The sequence below is a fragment of the Maribacter corallii genome (genome assembly GCF_047345415.1).
Taxonomy (GTDB): Bacteria; Bacteroidota; Bacteroidia; order Flavobacteriales; family Flavobacteriaceae; genus Maribacter_C.
Map to the genome: position 1 here is coordinate 189,265 of NZ_JBLFEP010000002.1, position 17,989 is coordinate 207,253.

Genomic DNA, 17,989 nt, shown 5'->3' on the forward strand with positions numbered 1-17,989 from the left:
TATGAACAGAATCACTTCGATCCCGGATATTCGAGCTCGGTTGATATGAAATTGAACAAACACTTTTTTAGGGCTATTCGCTGCGCAAGCTTTTGACCGGATCTACAAAAGCGGCTTTGAGCGCTTGAAAGCTAACGGTCAATAAGGCAACCACCAAAGCGCCTACTACTGCCAAGCCAAAAACCCACCAAGAGATTTCTATTCGGTACTCATAGTTCTGCAACCATCGGTTCATAAAATGGTAGGCAACGGGTACCGCGATAAGGCAAGAAATCAATACGAGTACCACAAAATCTTTGGAGAGCAATTTCCATACACTGAGCACAGAAGCTCCAAGCACCTTTCGGACTCCTATTTCTTTGGTGCGTTGTTCCGCAACAAACGATGCAAGTCCGAATAGCCCCAAACAACAAATAAAAATAGCCAGAAAAGCGAATATTCCCGAAAGGTGTCTTATTCGTTCTTCAGCCTTGAATTTTCCGGCGAAGGCCTCATCGACAAATTGGTATTGAAACGGAACATTCGGTACGTACTTCTGAAAAACCGTCTCAATTTGTGCGAGCGATTGGGTGATGCTTTTTGACGGCGATAGCCGAAGCTCGATCCAATTCGTATTGGTGTAGTCAATCAAGTAAATCGCTTGTCTTACGGGTTCAAAAGGAGACTCGGTCACCATATTTTTAACGACGCCTATGACCTCATGTTCTTGACCCGCCCATCGAATCGTCTTGCCGACAGGATTTTCCAACCCCATATACGCCACGGCCGCTTCGTTCAACACAAAGGCCGTTGAATCGGTAGCAAATTCCCTTGAAAAGCCCCGGCCTTTTATAAGCTCCCAGCCCACGGTCTTACCATAGTCATGAGAGACAAAGAACGTAATCATATTGGTGTCGAACTCAGGATCTTTGCCTTCCCAGTCAAATCCTCCCGTGCTGTTCCAGACTTCGGTCAACGGACTCGAGGATTCCGACATTTCGTCAACCACCCGCTCTTGAATTAGTGCCTCGCGAAGCAAGTTGTATTTGCCCTCATAATCTTCAGTAGTTTTTTCGATCATGACCAATTGGCTTTTCTCATAGCCGACCGGACGGTCTTTTGAATGTTCGATTTGGTCTCGTATCACCAATGTTCCAATGATAAGAACCAAAGAAATCGTGAATTGCCCTATCACTAAGACTTTGCGAAAAGAGAGGGCCGACCTGCCGGATTTGATGGTTCCCTTCAATACTTTTACGGGTTTAAAGGAAGAGAGGTACAGTGCCGGATAACTTCCTGCCAAGACCGCTGTAATAAAGATTAAACCTAAACATATCAGCCAAAAGGCCAGGTTTGCTATGGGAAAGACAATCGCTTTGTCAGCCAATACATTGAAGTAAGGAATCAATGTTAAAACCAAACTTACCGCTACTAAGAAGGCAAAAAACGTTACCAATACCGATTCAATAAAAAATTGGACTATCAATTGATGCTTGCTTGAACCGACTGTTTTTCGGACACCTACTTCCTTTGCACGTTTCTCCGATTGGGCGGTCGACAGGTTCATGAAGTTGATACAGGCCAATAGCAATACAAAAAGCCCTATGATTCCGAAAAGCCAAACATATTGCATGAGCCCGTCAGTCTGTACCCCGTTCTTCCAACTTGATTTTAGATGCCAGTCTTTCATGGGGTGTAGAAATAGCTCAGGGTTACTTCGTTTGCCAACTTCCGACAGATTATTGTAAATAATGGATTTGATTTTATCGCTGACGACGCCCATCTCCGATTTTTCCGAAACCTGCACATAGAGTTGGTAAGAGTTATTGTCCCATAAGGTTCTATCACGAGCTTCTCGCACCCAATCCGTAGAAGAAACGTATAGTTTCCAAGGCGCAATGAATTGTAGCCCCCTAAATTCGGAATTGTAGGGAAGGTCATCAAATACCCCCGTGACCAAAACGTTCAATGCGTTGTTGATCTGCATATGTTGCCCCACAGGTTCTGCATCACCAAAATATGCGTTGGCCGTAGCTTTCGAAATGACAATGGAATTGGGTTCGGCCAATCCATTTTCGGTTCCCCTTAGCATCTGTAACGAGAGCATTCGTAGAACATCAGCTTCCATATAAGCTCCATGTCGTGTACTGTTTTTTTCCCCGACCGAAAGAATATGATCTCCACGACCCGAACTCATCACGATATATTTGAAATCACTACCGTAGGTATTCCTCAGTTCGTCACCAATGGGATATGGTAGTATGGAACGCGTCCGCATATCTCCATTCGAGGTTTTGTGCACCATGACCTGGGCGATATCCTTATAGTTGTCGTGATCAGTATTAAAAGTGACTTCGTCGTAAATCCATAACCCTATCATCATCACCACTGCGATTCCAACGGCAAGTCCTCCGATATTGATAATCGAATAGCCTTTGTTCTTTTTGAGGTTTCGCCAAGCGATTTTTAGATGGTTTTTCAACATGGATACAACATTATGATTTACTCGTGGTTTGAGCGCTTCTTTAACTATTTCAGGTAAAGAAATTGAGACACCTCCCACATGGACAAGATGAGCCCTAAAATTATGCCAAGTATGTAAGCTGTTTTAAATCAATGTGTTAGTGTTATTTGGGATGAATTTCAGCGATGTAGTGTAAAGAAAATTTACAATTGATGTCCATTAATTATACACTGCCACCCTGGTTGAGATTACTTTTACTTGGATAATGAGTAGATCAACTACTTTCACATGCTACACAAGAAAATGGATAGCGGCGAAATTCAATACGTAAAACTTACTTTTTTTGGTGGTTACATGAGTCGTCCGCAAATATGAATATCTTTAAAGTGATTTTAAGGTGAACCGAATAACCCTATTAAATAATTCTATTGAAGTTAGTAGTCGATTTTATGCTGATATTCGGAATCGTACTGAACGCGTTGGCATTATTCGGGCTACTAAGAGTCAAGAACAAAAAGCTGCCGCAATTGATCTTGATCGTCTTTTGGGCGTTTACCGTATTTGTTTTCCTTTACTTTTACGCAAGTTTACATCAGCTTTATATCCTCAAGACCATCAGTTTTTGCCTTGAAAACGGAGTGCGCTTGTTTATTCCTCCGTTGGTGTATCTCTATATACAATCCATTTTTTACCCGAGAAAGAACCTGGTCCAGAAGAATTTCGGGCATTTTGTACCCTTTCTACTGTTCTTGATTCTCTACAACCTCCCTAAAGTCCTTGGTTTGAAGCTTTCGTATCTCAATTTTTCGGATCACTATCTCAACTGGGGACTCTTACAAGATCTCTTCGGAATCGTTTACTTTGGTCTAGCACTGAAAATCTATTATTCCCTGAAAAAAACAGTAGTCGACCATCATCAAGTGAACCTCACTACTCAAGACTTCTTCTGGTTAGAAAAATTTCTTTTTAGTTTTCTCATGGTGCTTCTAGTGGATTTGATGATAACCCTTAATGAACTGATTTTTGGGTACAGCGTGTTTTGGGACGCCTATATCACTGTCTTTTTCTTGTTATGCGCTATGCTGTATATTGGATATTACGGACTCACACAATCTACCGTGTTCCTGCCTTCGTTTTTAGCCCATGATACCGGCGTAGTATCGATAAAAAGAACGAAATCGGTCTACCTCAACAAAAATGAAATTACCTACTTCAAGAATAAGTACAATGACCTGATGGAAACGGATCGTCTCTATTTGGAAAAGGACTTGAGTTTGACCGCACTGGCGCATAAGATGGAGATCTCGACGCGAAAGCTCTCGGCATTTTTCAACGAGGTTCTGGGGAGTTCCTTTAATGAGTCCATAAATCGTTATCGGGTTGAAGAGGCCAAAAGAAAACTAAGTGCGAATGCCCTTCAACAGTATACCATTGCCGGAATAGGGTTCTCTTGTGGGTTCAAATCAAAAAGTAGTTTTTACAGAATCTTCAAGAAGTTTACCGGTATTTCGCCTTTAGCCTATATTGAGAAGACATTGAAAGAGTCCCAAGACGAGCGATAGGACAAAAAAACGGACCAAAACGTGTCTTTCGATCTTTTTAAACGCATCTTTAGCCTTCTAAAGCAATCGGAGATGCCCTTAAGTAAAATACTCCGGTACTCATGAACCGAACGAGATCCAAATAGTGACGTATTGAGCATTGAATCAAAAATAGCTAAGCGAAATATAGGGATAGATATTTTCAGGGGAATCTGTATCCTCGCAGTCATTCTTCTGCATTTGAATATCCATTTTGCCTTCACCAAGACCTTTTTGAAAGATGCCTTGCCCAAAAAATTGTTTACGCTTCTTTTCTGGAACGGATACAACGGTGTCGTGGTATTTTTTACCATCTCGGGCTTCCTGATTACCTCTTCTATCATCAAGAAATGGGGCGGCTTATCACAACTAAGCCTCAAAGGATTCTATTGGTTGCGTTTCTCTAGAATCATGCCGCTACTTGTATTCCTCCTGCTTGTATTATCCGTATTACACCTTGTGGGGATAGAAGGATTTGTGATCGATGTCTCAAAAACCTCATTGCCTAGGGCCATCTTCGCCGTATTGACCTTTCATTTAAACTGGCTGGAAATACAGGTCGGTTATCTTCCGGCCAATTGGGACGTACTTTGGTCCATCTCGATTGAGGAAAGTTTCTATTTTGTATTTCCCTTGGTATGTCTCTTTTTAAAAAAGGAGTGGCAATTCGTTGGTGTTCTGATACTCTTACTCATTGTTTCGCCCTGGGCAAGAACAGCATTGTACCCTGATTCAGAATTGGGTTCCAAAAACCATTTCGCCTTTCTTGATGCCATCGCACTAGGCTGTATGACCGCTATTGTTGCCTATAGGGTTGTCATTCCGAAACTTTGGAACACCTATTTTCTATGTATGGGCTGGTCCCTGATCATATTGACCTTTGTCTTTAAAAGTTTCGTCTATAAATCCGGATTAGTAGGATTGGGACTCGACATGACCCTGCAGTCGATTGGAGTTTCCCTAGTATTGCTATGGATGTTTGCATCCCATCGTTCAGGGAAACAAAGAAACAGAAACTTCTTGAAATGGCTAAGGCATATGGGTATCTATAGCTACGAGATTTATTTGACCCACATGTTCGTCATCATTTTCGGAGCGCAACTTTTCAAGCATTTGAACTTGGGAGAACACTGGCTTGTGCCTTATTCGGTGCTCTTGATCGCGTTGTCTTATTGGATAGGAAAGGTAACCTTTACCTTTTTCTCGGAACCCGTGAACCAACGGTTACGAAAGTCATTTAACAGATTGAAACATGAAAAAAAGTAGTAACGGTTTGGGTCACCCTGCCGTATACGGCAGATTAAACTTAACAATTGGCAAATTAGAATGGCCGCATTCCAAATTACGGTCTTCCTTCGCGATGCTAGTCACCATCTTGATTTCGACCTTGCTTTTTAGCTCGTGCACAAGCTCTCAACGTTCGCAAACAGCGGTTAATAGGATCAAGCTGTCAGAATACACCCGCTCTTTTGTCAAGATCGACACTTCCAAAATTGCTTTGATCGGTGCCAAGGTCTTTGACGGTAGGGGAACTCAACCGAAATCAGCCCAGACAGTTTTAATTCAAAACGGGGTAATTCTGGAGGTCGGAGACTCCGAAGCTATTTCTGTTCCAAAAGGATTTCAAAAGCTCGCAATGAACGGGAAGACCATTATTCCTGGTATTGTTGGTACACACAACCATATGCGTTTTCCCAGAGGAGCGCTTTTTTTCTCCTCACCAAGGCTTTACCTCGCCAGCGGTGTAACTACCATCCAGACCTGTGGAACGGGGCATCCGAAAGAAGAAATAGCCATCGATAGTGCCATTAAAAGTGGGAAGCTCCCCGGTCCGGAAATCATAGGATCAAGTCCCTATTTTACAGGTCCCGAGGGAAAAGCGAACTTTATTAGAAACACGGATGAACAACTGGTTCGTGATACTATAAGTGCCTTGGCTAAAATCGGGGTGAAATGGATCAAGGTGTATCAACGTACACGTCCGGAAGACTTAAGAATTATCGTTGATGAAGCACATAAGAACGGATTGAAGGTGACAGGGCACCTTTGTGCCACAACCTATACAGAAGCGGCCCACCTAGGCATTGATGCCATTGAACACGGGTTTATCCATAGTTTTGACCATGCTGAGGAGCACGTCAAAGGGACTTGTTCCGGTAATAGGAATTTCAGATCCCAGCTCAATATCGATAGTGAGGAAGTCAGGCAAGTTCAAAGTGCCTTGATCCATAACAATGTGGCCCTTTCTTCAACGCCATCGATTTTTGAAACACAGGCCGGAGGCGCAGCGGATCCTCGGGATTTGGAAGCGTTAGCACCATTTTATGTCGAGGCTTATAGCGAACGAAGGGTAAGAAAAGAAAAACAAGGGGCTGATTGGTATTTTAAGGAGATATGGTTGACCAAATCGCTTGCGTATGACTTGGCCTTTTACACCGCCGGAGGTATTCTGACAGCAGGACCGGACCCTGGATTGCATAATTTGCCTGGATATGGAGATCAAAAGAACTACGAACTGTTCATTGAAGGCGGGTTTACACCAGCGCAAGCCATTCAAGTGATGACATTCAATGGAGCCAAATCATTAGGGCTTGCCGATGAGATTGGGAGTATTGAAAAGGGAAAGAAGGCCAATTTGGTTCTACTTGACGGTGATTTGGAAAAAATGCCGTCGGTTATTCGCAAGGTCGATATCGTATTTAAAGAAGGGATAGGTTTTGACCCTCAAAAGATGATAAGGTCCGTTCGTGGATTAGTCGGGTCGGAAATGGACGAGCAATTGTTTTTGGGAAAATGAAAAAGAGCACATACTACCTTCTTTTTTGCCTTTTGGGCCTGCTTCATATGAAGATTTCGGCCCAAAGTATTCAAAGAACCGTTTGCGATGGTAATGTGGTACGGCTCGATAGCTTGCTTCAACATACCGACATCAACATCACCGATGATAGCGGTCGTTCGCTCTTGCATTGGGCCGTGGCCTGCAAACAAAAAGAAACATTCGATTTCTTGGTTCAAAAAGGAATCCGGATAAACGTAGCGGATAATCAAGAACAAACCCCGATGCACGTTGCCGTACGGTTTGGTAATTTGCAGTATTTTGAATTACTACTACGGCTTCAGCCCAGTAACCAATGGATCTCTAATTATGGGGCTTCCCTCATGGAAAAAGCCGTTTTGAACAAGGATACCGTATTTGTAAAGAAATTGATCCAAAGCGGTATCGCAATAAACGGCGCCAATGAGCGAGGCAGTACGGCCTTGGAAATTTCCGAACGGATTGGAGCCAAAAAAGTAGCTTCGATCTTGCGCTCTTTGGGTGCGGACGATGGCTTGGTACGTATGATAGAAAAGAAAGGAAACTATATGGGAGAATCAGCACCTGATACCATTCCAAAAATGTTCGCGCCAAATTTCATTTCTACCGAGGAACAGGAATTCAGCTCCATTTTTAACTCCACGGGTACTGAGTTCTATTTCGGGGTAGATAGAGGTGGCACGAATGAAATTCGCTATTCCAAAATGGTGGATGGTCTTTGGAGCAAACCGGAAACCCTTCTATCACACGAACTTTACAGTTATAACGACCCCTTTCTTTCGAATGACCAGAAGCGACTTTACTTTATTTCCAAAAGACCATTCGATGGTGTAGGGAAACCCAAAGATGTCGATATCTGGTACATCCAAAAAAGTAAAACGGGTTGGTCCGACCCCATCAATGCCGGACCGGAAATAAACACGACCGGCGACGAATACTATATTTCATTTACCGATACAGGCACCTTATACTTTGCGTCAAATGGCCATAATCCTGATAAATCGGATCATGATATCTACTCCGCCGCGTTGGTCGATGGGGTGTATCAAAAACCTGTAGCGCTTAGTGACGCTATCAACACCGAAAACTATGAAGCTGATGTTTTCATTGCTCCTGATGCCTCCTATATGATTTTTTGTTCTACACGAGAGGAAGGTTTGGGAAGGGGAGATTTATATATCAGCTTTAAAACCAATGACGGCCAATGGTCAGAAGCGGTCAACATGGGCGATACGATCAACACTCCTTATTACGAATATTGCCCGTTTGTGACCAAAGATGGAAAGTATTTGTTCTATACTAGTAATCAAGATATATACTGGGTCAGTACAGCGGTTATCAATAGATTGAAGGGTGACCAGCGGTGAAGCCCAAGGATCTAGGGAATCCTTTTAGCGCGAATAATTCATTCCAAATTGCGAAGTGCTTTGAGGGCATTTGTGTTTTCTGGATTTAAGGTTACGGCTTGTCTATAGTTCTCTATAGCTTTATCCTTGTTTCCAAGGAGTGCATGTACCTCTCCCAGACTGTCATAGGCATTTGAAGATTCGGGAAACAAGTCGGTGTTCATCTTGAAAATTTCAAGGGCGATATGGAGCTTTTCCGCTTCAAGGAAGTCATATCCCAGACTGTTCATTTCCCGCTCCTTTACCTCAAACTGGTCGGAGGTTTTCTGATTTCGATAAAAAACGATTCCAGCATCAAGCCCCTGTTGAGATATGATGTTTGACAAACCGTCGGCAAATGACCTTTTAGGAAGATCATAGGATTTTTCTTTAAGAATACCGTTAATGGCGTAGGTCATTGGTCTGGTTTCGGTGCCTTGAACATTGCTAAGTATGATAATGAGGTTCTTATCGGATGGAACTCTGGTAATTCGCGCACTATATCCTTGAATTCCCCCACTGTGTTCAAGCACTTTGATACTATCTTTGGTATTGCCGATAGGGTATTTTGAATTGAACCAACCATAGCCATAGAATCTGCCTAAACCAGCAATATGTGACTCAAACAAGAGGGCTGTGTATTTTGGCGATAGTATTTTATTTGAGTAAAGGGCCTGATCCCAGCGGTACATATCCTCCACCGTTGAATACATCGCTCCCGCCGAATAAGAAACCGTCATATCTGTATACCCAGCATTTTCATAGCCAATTCCTTTTTTAACATAACCGGAGGATCGATTTTTAAGTAAAGTGTTGTGACGGTCATATCCGCTATTTTTCATGCCTAAAGGACCTAAAATCCGCTCTTGTAGAACTTGCTCGTAAGATTTTTTGGTTACTCTTTCAATAATCACACCTAGCAAAAAGTAACCAGGGTTACTGTAGGTAAATTGACTGCCGGGCCGAAAATCAAGACCTGAATCGTCCCAGAGGGCTAAAAGTTCCTGCGGAGTATAAGGGTCTCTGTAGTTCTTTAATCGGAACCTTGGTATTCCTGAGGAATGGGTCAATAAATGGTGAATCGTAATTTCATTCCCTCCCGCTCTTGGATAATCAGAAATGTACGTATTGATGGTCGCATCAAGTTCGATTACTTTTTGCTCCACCAATTGCAGAATCATCATTGCGGTAAACTGTTTGGTCAAAGAACCGATCCTGTGTTTCGTGTTAGGCATATTGAGAACTTCAAGCTCTTTATTGGCATAACCAATGCCCTTTTTATAGATCACTTTTCCATTTTCAGCGACCAGAACAGAACCGCTAAAGCCAAGGCGCTCCTCGTACGTTTCTAGGAGCCTATCAATTTTGGTAGACTTGTTCTGATCTATTTGAGAGTTGGCTTTTTCGGAATCACTTGACTGAATCTCATAGTTACAAGACAAGAGCAGCAACATGGCCAAAAGCGCTAGGGTTATTTCTTTTTTCATTTCTGATCTTATGTGTGGCATTAGAGTGGTTTTGATTTTAGTTCGGACAGATTCATATCCTAATCCCCATGTTGTTTTAGGTAGTCATTAATGGAAATGTATTTGACCAACGGACTGTTCTTATAGAAATCTTCTAGAATAGCCTTGTGCCCTGCTCCCATGATCAGAATGACTCTCTCATGTTTGGTTAGCAAAGCGTCTAGATTCTTTTTGATGTGTAAATTCCTTTTCAACCAATTGGTAACTATTTCTACTTCTAACCCTTCCGGATTATCGGAGATATTCAAAATCTGATCGGTATATAGCCCTTTATTGAATGCATTGGATCGACTTTCATTTAAATCGATCAATACCGGCAAAAGGGCACTGTGTTTTAGTAATCGTGTTCTACGTTCCGTAAAATTTTGGGCTTTCTTAATGATGTGCTCAAACTTTTCCAAGAGCTGATTATCCGATAAATACTTCGAAAATGCGACGTCATCAAATTCCATTTGGTAGTCCGCACCGTAGACAGCGTCCAAACCCGATGCAGCAGCCAACTTGAAGCCCAACTGATACAATTCATTTTTAGGCAGTTGGTGAGGGGTTTCTAAGTAAGCATTCAGCATTTTTGTCAATGAATCATTCAAAGACGGTTCTCGCTCCACGACTATTTTTGTGGGATGAAACTGTTTTAACCGGAGTATGACTTCATCAATTTCTCTTTGTCTTTTTTCGGAATAAATACTATCCATAACAATAGCACTGAAGTCACTAGAGCCGGCAAAATGAAACGTGCCTAAAATGGCAAATACAGGCACTTCCGTCGATATGGGTATAGCAATGGGTGGTGCCGCTTTTCGTTGCTCTCGAAAATCACAGGAGACCAAAACAAAGAGCAATAGGAGTATTGGAAAAAATCTCACTGATAAGTTGGTTCCCATGATCTTATAACCCAAATTCTTTTTCCATTTCAACAGCACACCGGTTGATAAGGGTGCTGGTGTTGTTGTCGGTAACTACCCAGTGTTCTTCAAGTAGTGATGAATAGCATATCCGTATTTTTAGCGTATCCAAGAATTCTTCAAACAATCGGGTCTCGTCGGTCCATCTTAAAAAAATCAGATTGAGCTTTTCTTCGGGGGTAATCATTTCATTTTGAATACTACCTACCGTATTGATCATACTATAATTTATCTTGGATTCAGGAGACAAGGTTTGCAGTACATCAAACCAATCCTTAAAGTGTATACTGTCAGTATATACTTGGTACGAATTGATTTTGGCCAGACCATTGCCACTGTTCTTTATGATGATGCCATAACCATCGGAATTGTATGTTTTTGTAATTGTCAGATACGGAAACATGGTGGCCTTTTGCTGTGTTCTCATTATTCTAACTTCTTGAATTGAAATATAGAGCGCGCAGGCACTGAGTAAAAGGGCATTTGAGGCAACTATGGTATTCAGGCTTGGAAACTTGACTTTACGGAAAAGGAGTTGTATCCTTTTTATAGCACGATCGGGTCTTATGTTGTACCACATATTTGAACTCATGAACTAAACTATTTTATCATATCAAAATACTCGGCGGTACTAAAAATTACTATTGATATAATCAGTAAGACCTAGTCTTTTCTTCATAGACGTTCGCGAAAGATTCTTTCAAACGACCTTTTAGGTGTAATCAGATTACTGTGCTAAATTTAATGCTAGTTCTTACTGATTTAAGGGGATTTTCGAATTTGTGACGAACGGTCACGTTTTTGTTTTGAACGGTAAGTCTTTTAGTGCTTTTGTTTTCATGTTTCGTGCTACCGGAATCTTGATGCCATAACTTAAATCAACAAACAGGTTTGTTTTCTGTTTGATAAAGCCCTTAAAGAAAAGCGTATTGATCAAATACGACCGGTGTGTTCTATAGAGTTGGGGAAACTGCGCGGCGATATCCGCCAACCGCGCCCTCAAAATCTTCTTTTTTAAATGCGAAGAATCGAGATAATGCACTTCAACATAGTTGCCCGATGCTTTTAGATAGATGAGTTGGTCAGGCTTCAACTCAATGACCAGATTGTCGGTACTGGTTTTGATGACGTACATAGGGTTCTTCAACAGGTTCTTCTCCTTTGGGGGATTGAATTTTCCGAGTAGCAATCGACCTCCAATTAAATAGGGTAGAATGATAATCAAAGATGGTAAGTAGACATCGGTTAGGTAGTTCATAAAATAAAGCGATACCGGATTCTCGTTGCCGAAAAAAAGAAAAATGCCATACACTGAAAAGGAAGAGAACGTACATGCAACCAACAGCAACACGGTCTCATTTAGAAAAACCCATTGTTTTTTAAACCTTGTACGTTGGTATTGGTAACTTAGGGATATAGTGTAGCTGAGCGAGCCGACACAGGCATAGGCCAAAAGTCTTTTGAACTTCTCGGCACTCGAAAGTTGATAGAGTTCAAAAGCATCGGAAAGCCACAAAAATGAGAATATCCATAGGCCGAAACCCACACCCAATAAAAAATGATGTCCAAAGTTTTTATCAAGAGGATATTCTCTTTTGCATATTTGAACACTGCTAGACCACTTCATGTTTGTCTTTCTTAACGATTTTTATGACGAGCGCTCTCCTTCTATTTTAGTACCCCAAAACACCTTACTTCCGCTAGTCGAACAGTTGGATTTTTGTGGTTGGGACCGTCTTTAGTTTTTATGTATTAGGTCTAAGACTGCGTTTAATTCGGTGTCTATTCCATTGGCGAAATCCACCGTGTTTTTTTCTACAAGAATATGCGGTTGTACACCGCCATCAAAGATTTCTTTGGCGTTGGACTGCACTTGTTGCCCCATAACCGGAATGTCCAATTCAACTCTGGTATTCGGTAACCTTAAAAAGAACATGTAGTTTCCGTTGGTGCCTTGTTGATTTCCTCCGGTTTCTTGCCCTACTTGGGTTATATTTTCAATTTGCTTGGCGTACATGGCCATTAGGTGGGTAGCTGAACTATTGGAGGCATCGGTAATCAGATAGGCTTGCCCTTTAAAGCCATCTTTTCTGGGTTTGTACACTTTCTTCACTATCCTATCTTTACTATCCAAGTAAAAACGACCCTCCTTTTCTTGTCTTATTTGACCGGTAAAATCGTAAGGCGCTTTGGCCCAAGTACTGATATGCTTTTTAAATCTTGCAGGAATTTTTTTGTATCTCACGGACAAAATCATTTCAGGTAACTCAAGAGGGGTTTGAATAAGTCTTTGCAGAATATATTTGCCGACTTCACCTTGACCTCCTTCATTTCCGCGGATGTCGATTATAAAATCCGTAACTCCCTTGTCATTGATTTCATCAAAGGCATTGTCGAGAAAGGCTTTCCAGTCAAACTCGTTGCGCTGTACCGCAAAGGATTTTATGGATAATCGGGCGATTTTATCACTTAGGAGTTCAAAACTCCATCCATCTTTTACAGAACTTTCCAATTTTCCGTAACGTTCTTCCAGGATTTTGGTTCGGTTGGTTTTTGATATTGCCTTGACCGAAACTTTGATGATCTCTTGAGCATTCGGGGGAGCAAGCTCCAGTTCAAATTTTTCGGTACTTCCAAATTCCAACGGATAGAAGATATCGAACATCGAGAATTTCTCCGTGCCATCAGTGAGTAGGCGCTCTAATTTCTTTTCGTAGTTGTTACCGTCGGAAGTGGTGTACTGTGCTAAGCGGGTCATGAGTTCCTCCGAAGCGACCCCATTGATGCGTACGATTTCCAGGCCTTTTTTAAGCGCTTCGTTTTCAGAGGCATTTTTGTCGATGAACAACCTTTTTCCTAACCTATTAAAAGTAAAAGGAATTTTATCGGGCTGATTGAAAATCGCCTTCTCTACACTGCTTGATTGGTTCCATGGGTTGGTAAATGTATGACTGCACTTCACTTTTGCAGCAAATTTTGAAACGAGCTTATAGGTGTCGGTCAATGTGGGATTCGCCAGTATTTGGCTTTCCAATTCTTGAAAATCATCCTGCAGGCTTAAAGAATCTCTGTATTTATAAATGTTAGGGTGTATGTATTGTAGTACTTCCTTCAAGACCGCAATATCTTCTTTGATTTGAGACTTTGTATACACCAGTTTCTCAAGTTGTTCAGGGGTGTAGTATTCAAACTCGTTAAACGTGGCGTTAATGATTACGGGTTCATCCTTGAACCATACCACTCTATTGTCAGCACCTTGTAATTCTTCTTTACCATCATTTGTGAATTTGAATTTGACATTCTTTTTTGCCGTTTTAAAATTAATAGTGGCCTCGTAGATACCATCATTGTCGGTATCGGTTAGTATAAAGTTTTCATCCCAGGAGAGCGGACGCTCGCTTCCCCTTATTCCGACATTTGTAGCCGTGGCGACACCCTTCATGTCCACTTTAAAAATAACCTGTTGGTTTTGGGCGGTTAGATGAATTGTGGTCAATAATAGAATTAGAACTGCAATGGTCTTGGACGGGGCCTTACTATTGGACGATTTTTGAAGCTGATCTAACTGTATTAAAGGGGTGGTAAGAATTCTATTTTCTTCAAGACTTTTGCCGATGAGATAATCCAATCCAAATCGACCTGATCCAAGAACGATGCCGTAAAGGGATACCCATAAGAAACCCATGGCTGGAAGCATTCCCCATACGCCTTGATCCCATTGTTGGAAAAAAATTGCGACCATCATGGTACAAGAGATACAAAGAGATACTACTCTGGTCTTGAGCCCCAAGGCAAGAAACAAACCTCCGATTGCTTCACTTGCGGCCCCAAGCCAGGCAAAGAAAACAGGACTCAAGGCAAAGAGACCTCCGTATTGGGCGATGTCTTCTACAAACCAATTCGATACCTCAAATAATGACAAATCACGTTCAGGAGAGGTCCAAGGCATTCCGAATTTTGAAGCTCCGAAATCAAAAGCTAAAAGAAGTCCGCAAAGAATACGCGGTAAGGCAATAACACTGTCGGCTATTCTTGAAGGTTGAGTGACTGGGGTGATTAGTTTTTCAAATAAACGTTTCATATGATATCTTTTTTTGTTCGACAGGTCAAAATTGCAAAACAAAGGAAAGACAGGCGTTTCAATTCGTGGCAATAGGGCCTCACCCACGAATTGAGACGTCTTAAATTATGTAACTAACTTATTTTAAAGTGTTTATAAAATCGGAAGGTGATAATCGAGTCATTTTTTTGAACACCCTATTAAAGGTCGCTTTACTATTGAAACCACACTCATAGGCAATTCCGGTCAAAGAGAGCTCGGCCTGTTTGTTTTCAGATAACATCTGTTTTATCGCTTCTATGCGATACCCGTTGATGAAGTCGTTGAATTTTGAACGAAAGCCTTTATTGATGACCTCCGAGAGCTCTTCACGAGATACATCCAATTGCTTTGCAAGGGTAACCAACGTCATATCAGGATCTAGATATGGTTTTTCATTTTGCATATAGGAAGACAGAAATTCCTTGGTCTTTACAAGTTTGGGAGAGAGTTCTTCCTTTTTGTTGACCGCTATAGTATGCTTCGTAGTATCCTCTTTTTTTTGACTAAAGCCAAAGTCAAGATATTCAAAGCCTAGGGCTTTTAAATTACCTACTGGCGTAAAATAGCCCTTGACGCCGATATAAATGATCAGAATAGCCGAAAAGAAGTGGTACCACCACTCCTGTGTCCACTTCAGATCAACGATGAGCTCATTCACAATAGTCTGAACACTATTAAAAAGAAACAGGAAAGCATAGATATAAAGAAAATTTCTCAACCAATTGAGTTCAACGCTATAGGTATTTGAAAAAAAGTCCTTGATTTTCTGTCTGTAGGCATAGAACAATTGAAAGGTCAGTGCCAAATAAACAATCATCTGCAGCATCGAAAATAAGTAGACAATGGGATCAAGGTATTTCCACTGAAAATTAATGACCATTTCCCCATTTTGAACGGAATCAAAATCAGGCGAGGAAGCATCGCTAAAAAGGATTAGGATTTTGATGAAAAGGAAGATCAACCACGGAATGAAATGTACACTATGCTTTCGGGAAATCTTGAATGCTGAACAGGTGACGGACCGTACGTAAAAATAGAGTAAGGGAGCTAAAATCATAGATAGGTCCACCACGTAGTAATTGATCTTGGTATTTTGATAGGTATCGTACCAATCCATGAAGCCAATAGTATAGGTTGTTCTATGGTAGCATGTAATTAATATAATCAGGCTTAGTAAAATGTCTGATAAGGCCTTCTTATCAAGATATCTTTTGAACAGTAAAAAGGCAAAAATGAGTCCTTGAACGGAAAGTATGAGTAATGGCGAACTATAAATATTGAAATTTGGGAAGCTTTGAAAAATCATTTTTGGTATGAATCGTCGGTCAAAACATAAATGTAGAAGAAAAAAATGATTTTAGATGAACTCATATCCCTTGACATGTTTATACTTTAGAATGGTTTTCGCCTAATTTTTAGCACAATTAAGGGAACCTCCATATTTCACCGATAAAATAAACATACTGGTTTGTGTGCTACAAACCTCGGATCGCACAAAGGATAGCCCTGACTTAAGGGACTACTCGAAATTCGAAATCATTGTTCTGACAATTTGAGGCAACGCAGCTTCAGGAAAATCATGACCCATATTCGCTATCCAAAGTGTATCAGCTTGAGGCATCAATGTCGCAAGTTTCTTATCATGCGATATCGGAATGACTGGATCTTGTACTCCATGAATCAGTAAAGTCGGGATTTCCAGTTCAGAAAGGGCCTCATATCTTGAACTAGCATTCAGGATGGCCTCATAGTGGTGCCGTGCCGATAGTAATTTATATCCCTCCCTTTTCCTTAGGTTGTATAGTGATGCTTCGGCCATGGGTTTTATGGCGATGGCTCCGGTCGCCTTGCCCATTAAGATTTTTTTCTGAACGATTTGGCGTTTGATCTGTCCTTTTTTATTTCCGAAAAAGCCATATTTGAGAATCGCGCCCACCATTTTAGGAACTACCTTATTTGACATGGGTGGTAGTTCTGGGTCCAGTACATCGCCCGATGACATGATAGAGGTCAGGCTTGCAGTTCTATTGGGATGTTCGATGGCCACTATTTGGGCGATCATACCGCCCATGGATGCTCCTACAATATGTGCTTTTTGGACGTTCAAGGTATCCAAAATAGCAATGACATCGTCGGCCATATCATCTAATGAATAGGGGTCTTTCTTTTTCCATTTTTTAGTTGAGGTGGATAAACCTGTCCCGCGATGGTCAAAACGAACGACCTCATAGTTTTCCGCTATCAAGGCAGAAACGAAACTTGCTGGCCAACTTAAGGCATCATTTCCATTGCCCATAATAAGCATGATAACCCCTTTGCTAGGTGGGTCAGGTCGAATTCGCTCGTACCAAATGGAATGGTCTTTTGAGATGGCCAAACCGGTCTCTCCCCGAACTATTTCCGGTACCGGTGCGCGTACAACATCCCGTATAATCCGTTTTTCGGCTTTAGACAGTTTCGGTAGGGGTCCGCAAGCAAAAAAGCATCCCATTCCGAACACTAGCGTTGCTACCTTGATTCTTTTGTAAAGCCGTTTCATTTTCGGGACAACCTATTTTTTCTGTAAAAATACAGTATAAATGATAGTGCCATTAACATACCGAAAGCTGAGGGTAGGTATTGACTATGAGGTTGGAATTCATCGTATATCGTACCTGTTGCAGCGGACAAGAGCGCAGTAAAGGCCGCGACCATTTTATATATATGTTCATAAAGCCACAGCTTTCCATACTTTTTTTGTGGGATCAAATACCGAAGTAGGTCATACGAGATAATGAAGAATAGAGCACCTAGCGTACTATACACGACAATGGGCGACCAAAAAAAACCGATTTTCTTGATATAGTACAAAAAATAGATTCCCGTAGATACGGTCATGATAGCCACCAGAATATCCTGTTTGTTGATCTTGTTGGTTTTGTTTTGTAGTACCCGTATACCTGAATAGGCGTTATACCCACTGAGTACGGTAACCACAATTAGAAACTGGTTTACCTTAAAGACAAAAACCCCAAATAGACCCGTAACAATAACGACCGACAGAAAGTATAGAAAAAGCCTGCCGCTGATTCGATGTGCTTTTCCTCCTTTCGGAGTAGTTAGAGCGATAATCGCGATACATAATGCAATGAGACCACAAGTGACATGAATGAGGATGTTTACCTTATGCCAGAAATCGAAATTTTCCATGAGAGTTGTTTTTTGGTCAAAACTCTAGAAAATGTGATAGACAG

13 protein-coding genes are annotated in these 17,989 nt (G+C 41.4%); 4 read left to right on the top strand and 9 right to left on the bottom strand.

All coding sequences use genetic code 11. The features are described from left to right. Positions 1-73 precede the first annotated feature (73 nt). Positions 74-2,464 (bottom strand): ABC transporter permease, encoded by a 2,391-nt coding sequence (locus ACKWCA_RS06145; protein ID WP_413977286.1) that lies wholly within the window; start codon positions 2,462-2,464, stop codon positions 74-76. A gap of 407 nt (positions 2,465-2,871) precedes the next feature. Between ACKWCA_RS06145 and ACKWCA_RS06150 the strand changes: the two genes are divergently transcribed. The 4 genes from ACKWCA_RS06150 (at position 2,872) to ACKWCA_RS06165 (ending at position 8,205) form a co-directional block, all read left to right on the top strand. Then, a complete protein-coding gene (locus tag ACKWCA_RS06150) occupies positions 2,872-4,005 on the top strand; it encodes a helix-turn-helix domain-containing protein (protein ID WP_413977287.1) in 1,134 nt (377 codons plus the stop codon). A 132-nt stretch (positions 4,006-4,137) separates the two neighbouring features. Then, the gene (locus tag ACKWCA_RS06155) at positions 4,138-5,289 is read left to right on the top strand and encodes an acyltransferase family protein (protein ID WP_413977288.1); all 1,152 of its coding nucleotides are present in this window, start codon (positions 4,138-4,140) and stop codon (positions 5,287-5,289) included. Beyond that, positions 5,276-6,820: an amidohydrolase family protein gene (locus tag ACKWCA_RS06160; RefSeq protein ID WP_413977289.1), complete on the top strand. Its 1,545-nt coding sequence runs from the start codon at positions 5,276-5,278 to the stop codon at positions 6,818-6,820. Before ACKWCA_RS06155 ends, ACKWCA_RS06160 begins: the two co-directional genes overlap by 14 nt. Further along, the gene (locus ACKWCA_RS06165) at positions 6,817-8,205 is read left to right on the top strand and encodes an ankyrin repeat domain-containing protein (protein WP_413977290.1); all 1,389 of its coding nucleotides are present in this window, start codon (positions 6,817-6,819) and stop codon (positions 8,203-8,205) included. The genes ACKWCA_RS06160 and ACKWCA_RS06165 overlap by 4 nt, the downstream gene beginning before the upstream one ends. A gap of 38 nt (positions 8,206-8,243) precedes the next feature. On the opposite strand, the gene ACKWCA_RS06170 is transcribed toward ACKWCA_RS06165, so the two are convergent. The 8 genes from ACKWCA_RS06170 to ACKWCA_RS06205 all read right to left on the bottom strand — a co-directional run bounded on the left by ACKWCA_RS06170 (position 8,244) and on the right by ACKWCA_RS06205 (position 17,945). Further along, complete coding sequence (locus tag ACKWCA_RS06170; RefSeq protein WP_413977291.1) at positions 8,244-9,710, bottom strand: serine hydrolase; 1,467 nt, start codon at positions 9,708-9,710, stop codon at positions 8,244-8,246. A gap of 59 nt (positions 9,711-9,769) precedes the next feature. Beyond that, on the bottom strand, positions 9,770-10,615 hold the full coding sequence (locus ACKWCA_RS06175) for a DUF5694 domain-containing protein (protein WP_413977292.1): 846 nt from the start codon (positions 10,613-10,615) through the stop codon (positions 9,770-9,772). Positions 10,616-10,637: 22 nt separating this feature from the next. Then, positions 10,638-11,246: a hypothetical protein gene (locus tag ACKWCA_RS06180; RefSeq protein WP_413977293.1), complete on the bottom strand. Its 609-nt coding sequence runs from the start codon at positions 11,244-11,246 to the stop codon at positions 10,638-10,640. Positions 11,247-11,447: 201 nt separating this feature from the next. Further along, the gene (locus ACKWCA_RS06185; protein ID WP_413977294.1) at positions 11,448-12,281 is read right to left on the bottom strand and encodes a LytTR family DNA-binding domain-containing protein; all 834 of its coding nucleotides are present in this window, start codon (positions 12,279-12,281) and stop codon (positions 11,448-11,450) included. Between the two features lie 111 nt (positions 12,282-12,392). Further along, positions 12,393-14,735, bottom strand: a complete 2,343-nt coding sequence (locus ACKWCA_RS06190; RefSeq protein WP_413977295.1) for a S41 family peptidase — start codon at positions 14,733-14,735, stop codon at positions 12,393-12,395. 118 nt (positions 14,736-14,853) lie between these two features. After that, on the bottom strand, positions 14,854-16,062 hold the full coding sequence (locus tag ACKWCA_RS06195; RefSeq protein WP_413977296.1) for a helix-turn-helix domain-containing protein: 1,209 nt from the start codon (positions 16,060-16,062) through the stop codon (positions 14,854-14,856). Between the two features lie 213 nt (positions 16,063-16,275). Then, positions 16,276-17,295: an alpha/beta fold hydrolase gene (locus ACKWCA_RS06200; protein ID WP_413977297.1), complete on the bottom strand. Its 1,020-nt coding sequence runs from the start codon at positions 17,293-17,295 to the stop codon at positions 16,276-16,278. Continuing rightward, positions 17,292-17,945, bottom strand: a complete 654-nt coding sequence (locus ACKWCA_RS06205) for a DUF2306 domain-containing protein (protein WP_413977298.1) — start codon at positions 17,943-17,945, stop codon at positions 17,292-17,294. Before ACKWCA_RS06205 ends, ACKWCA_RS06200 begins: the two co-directional genes overlap by 4 nt. Between the last annotated feature and the right edge of the window lie 44 nt (positions 17,946-17,989).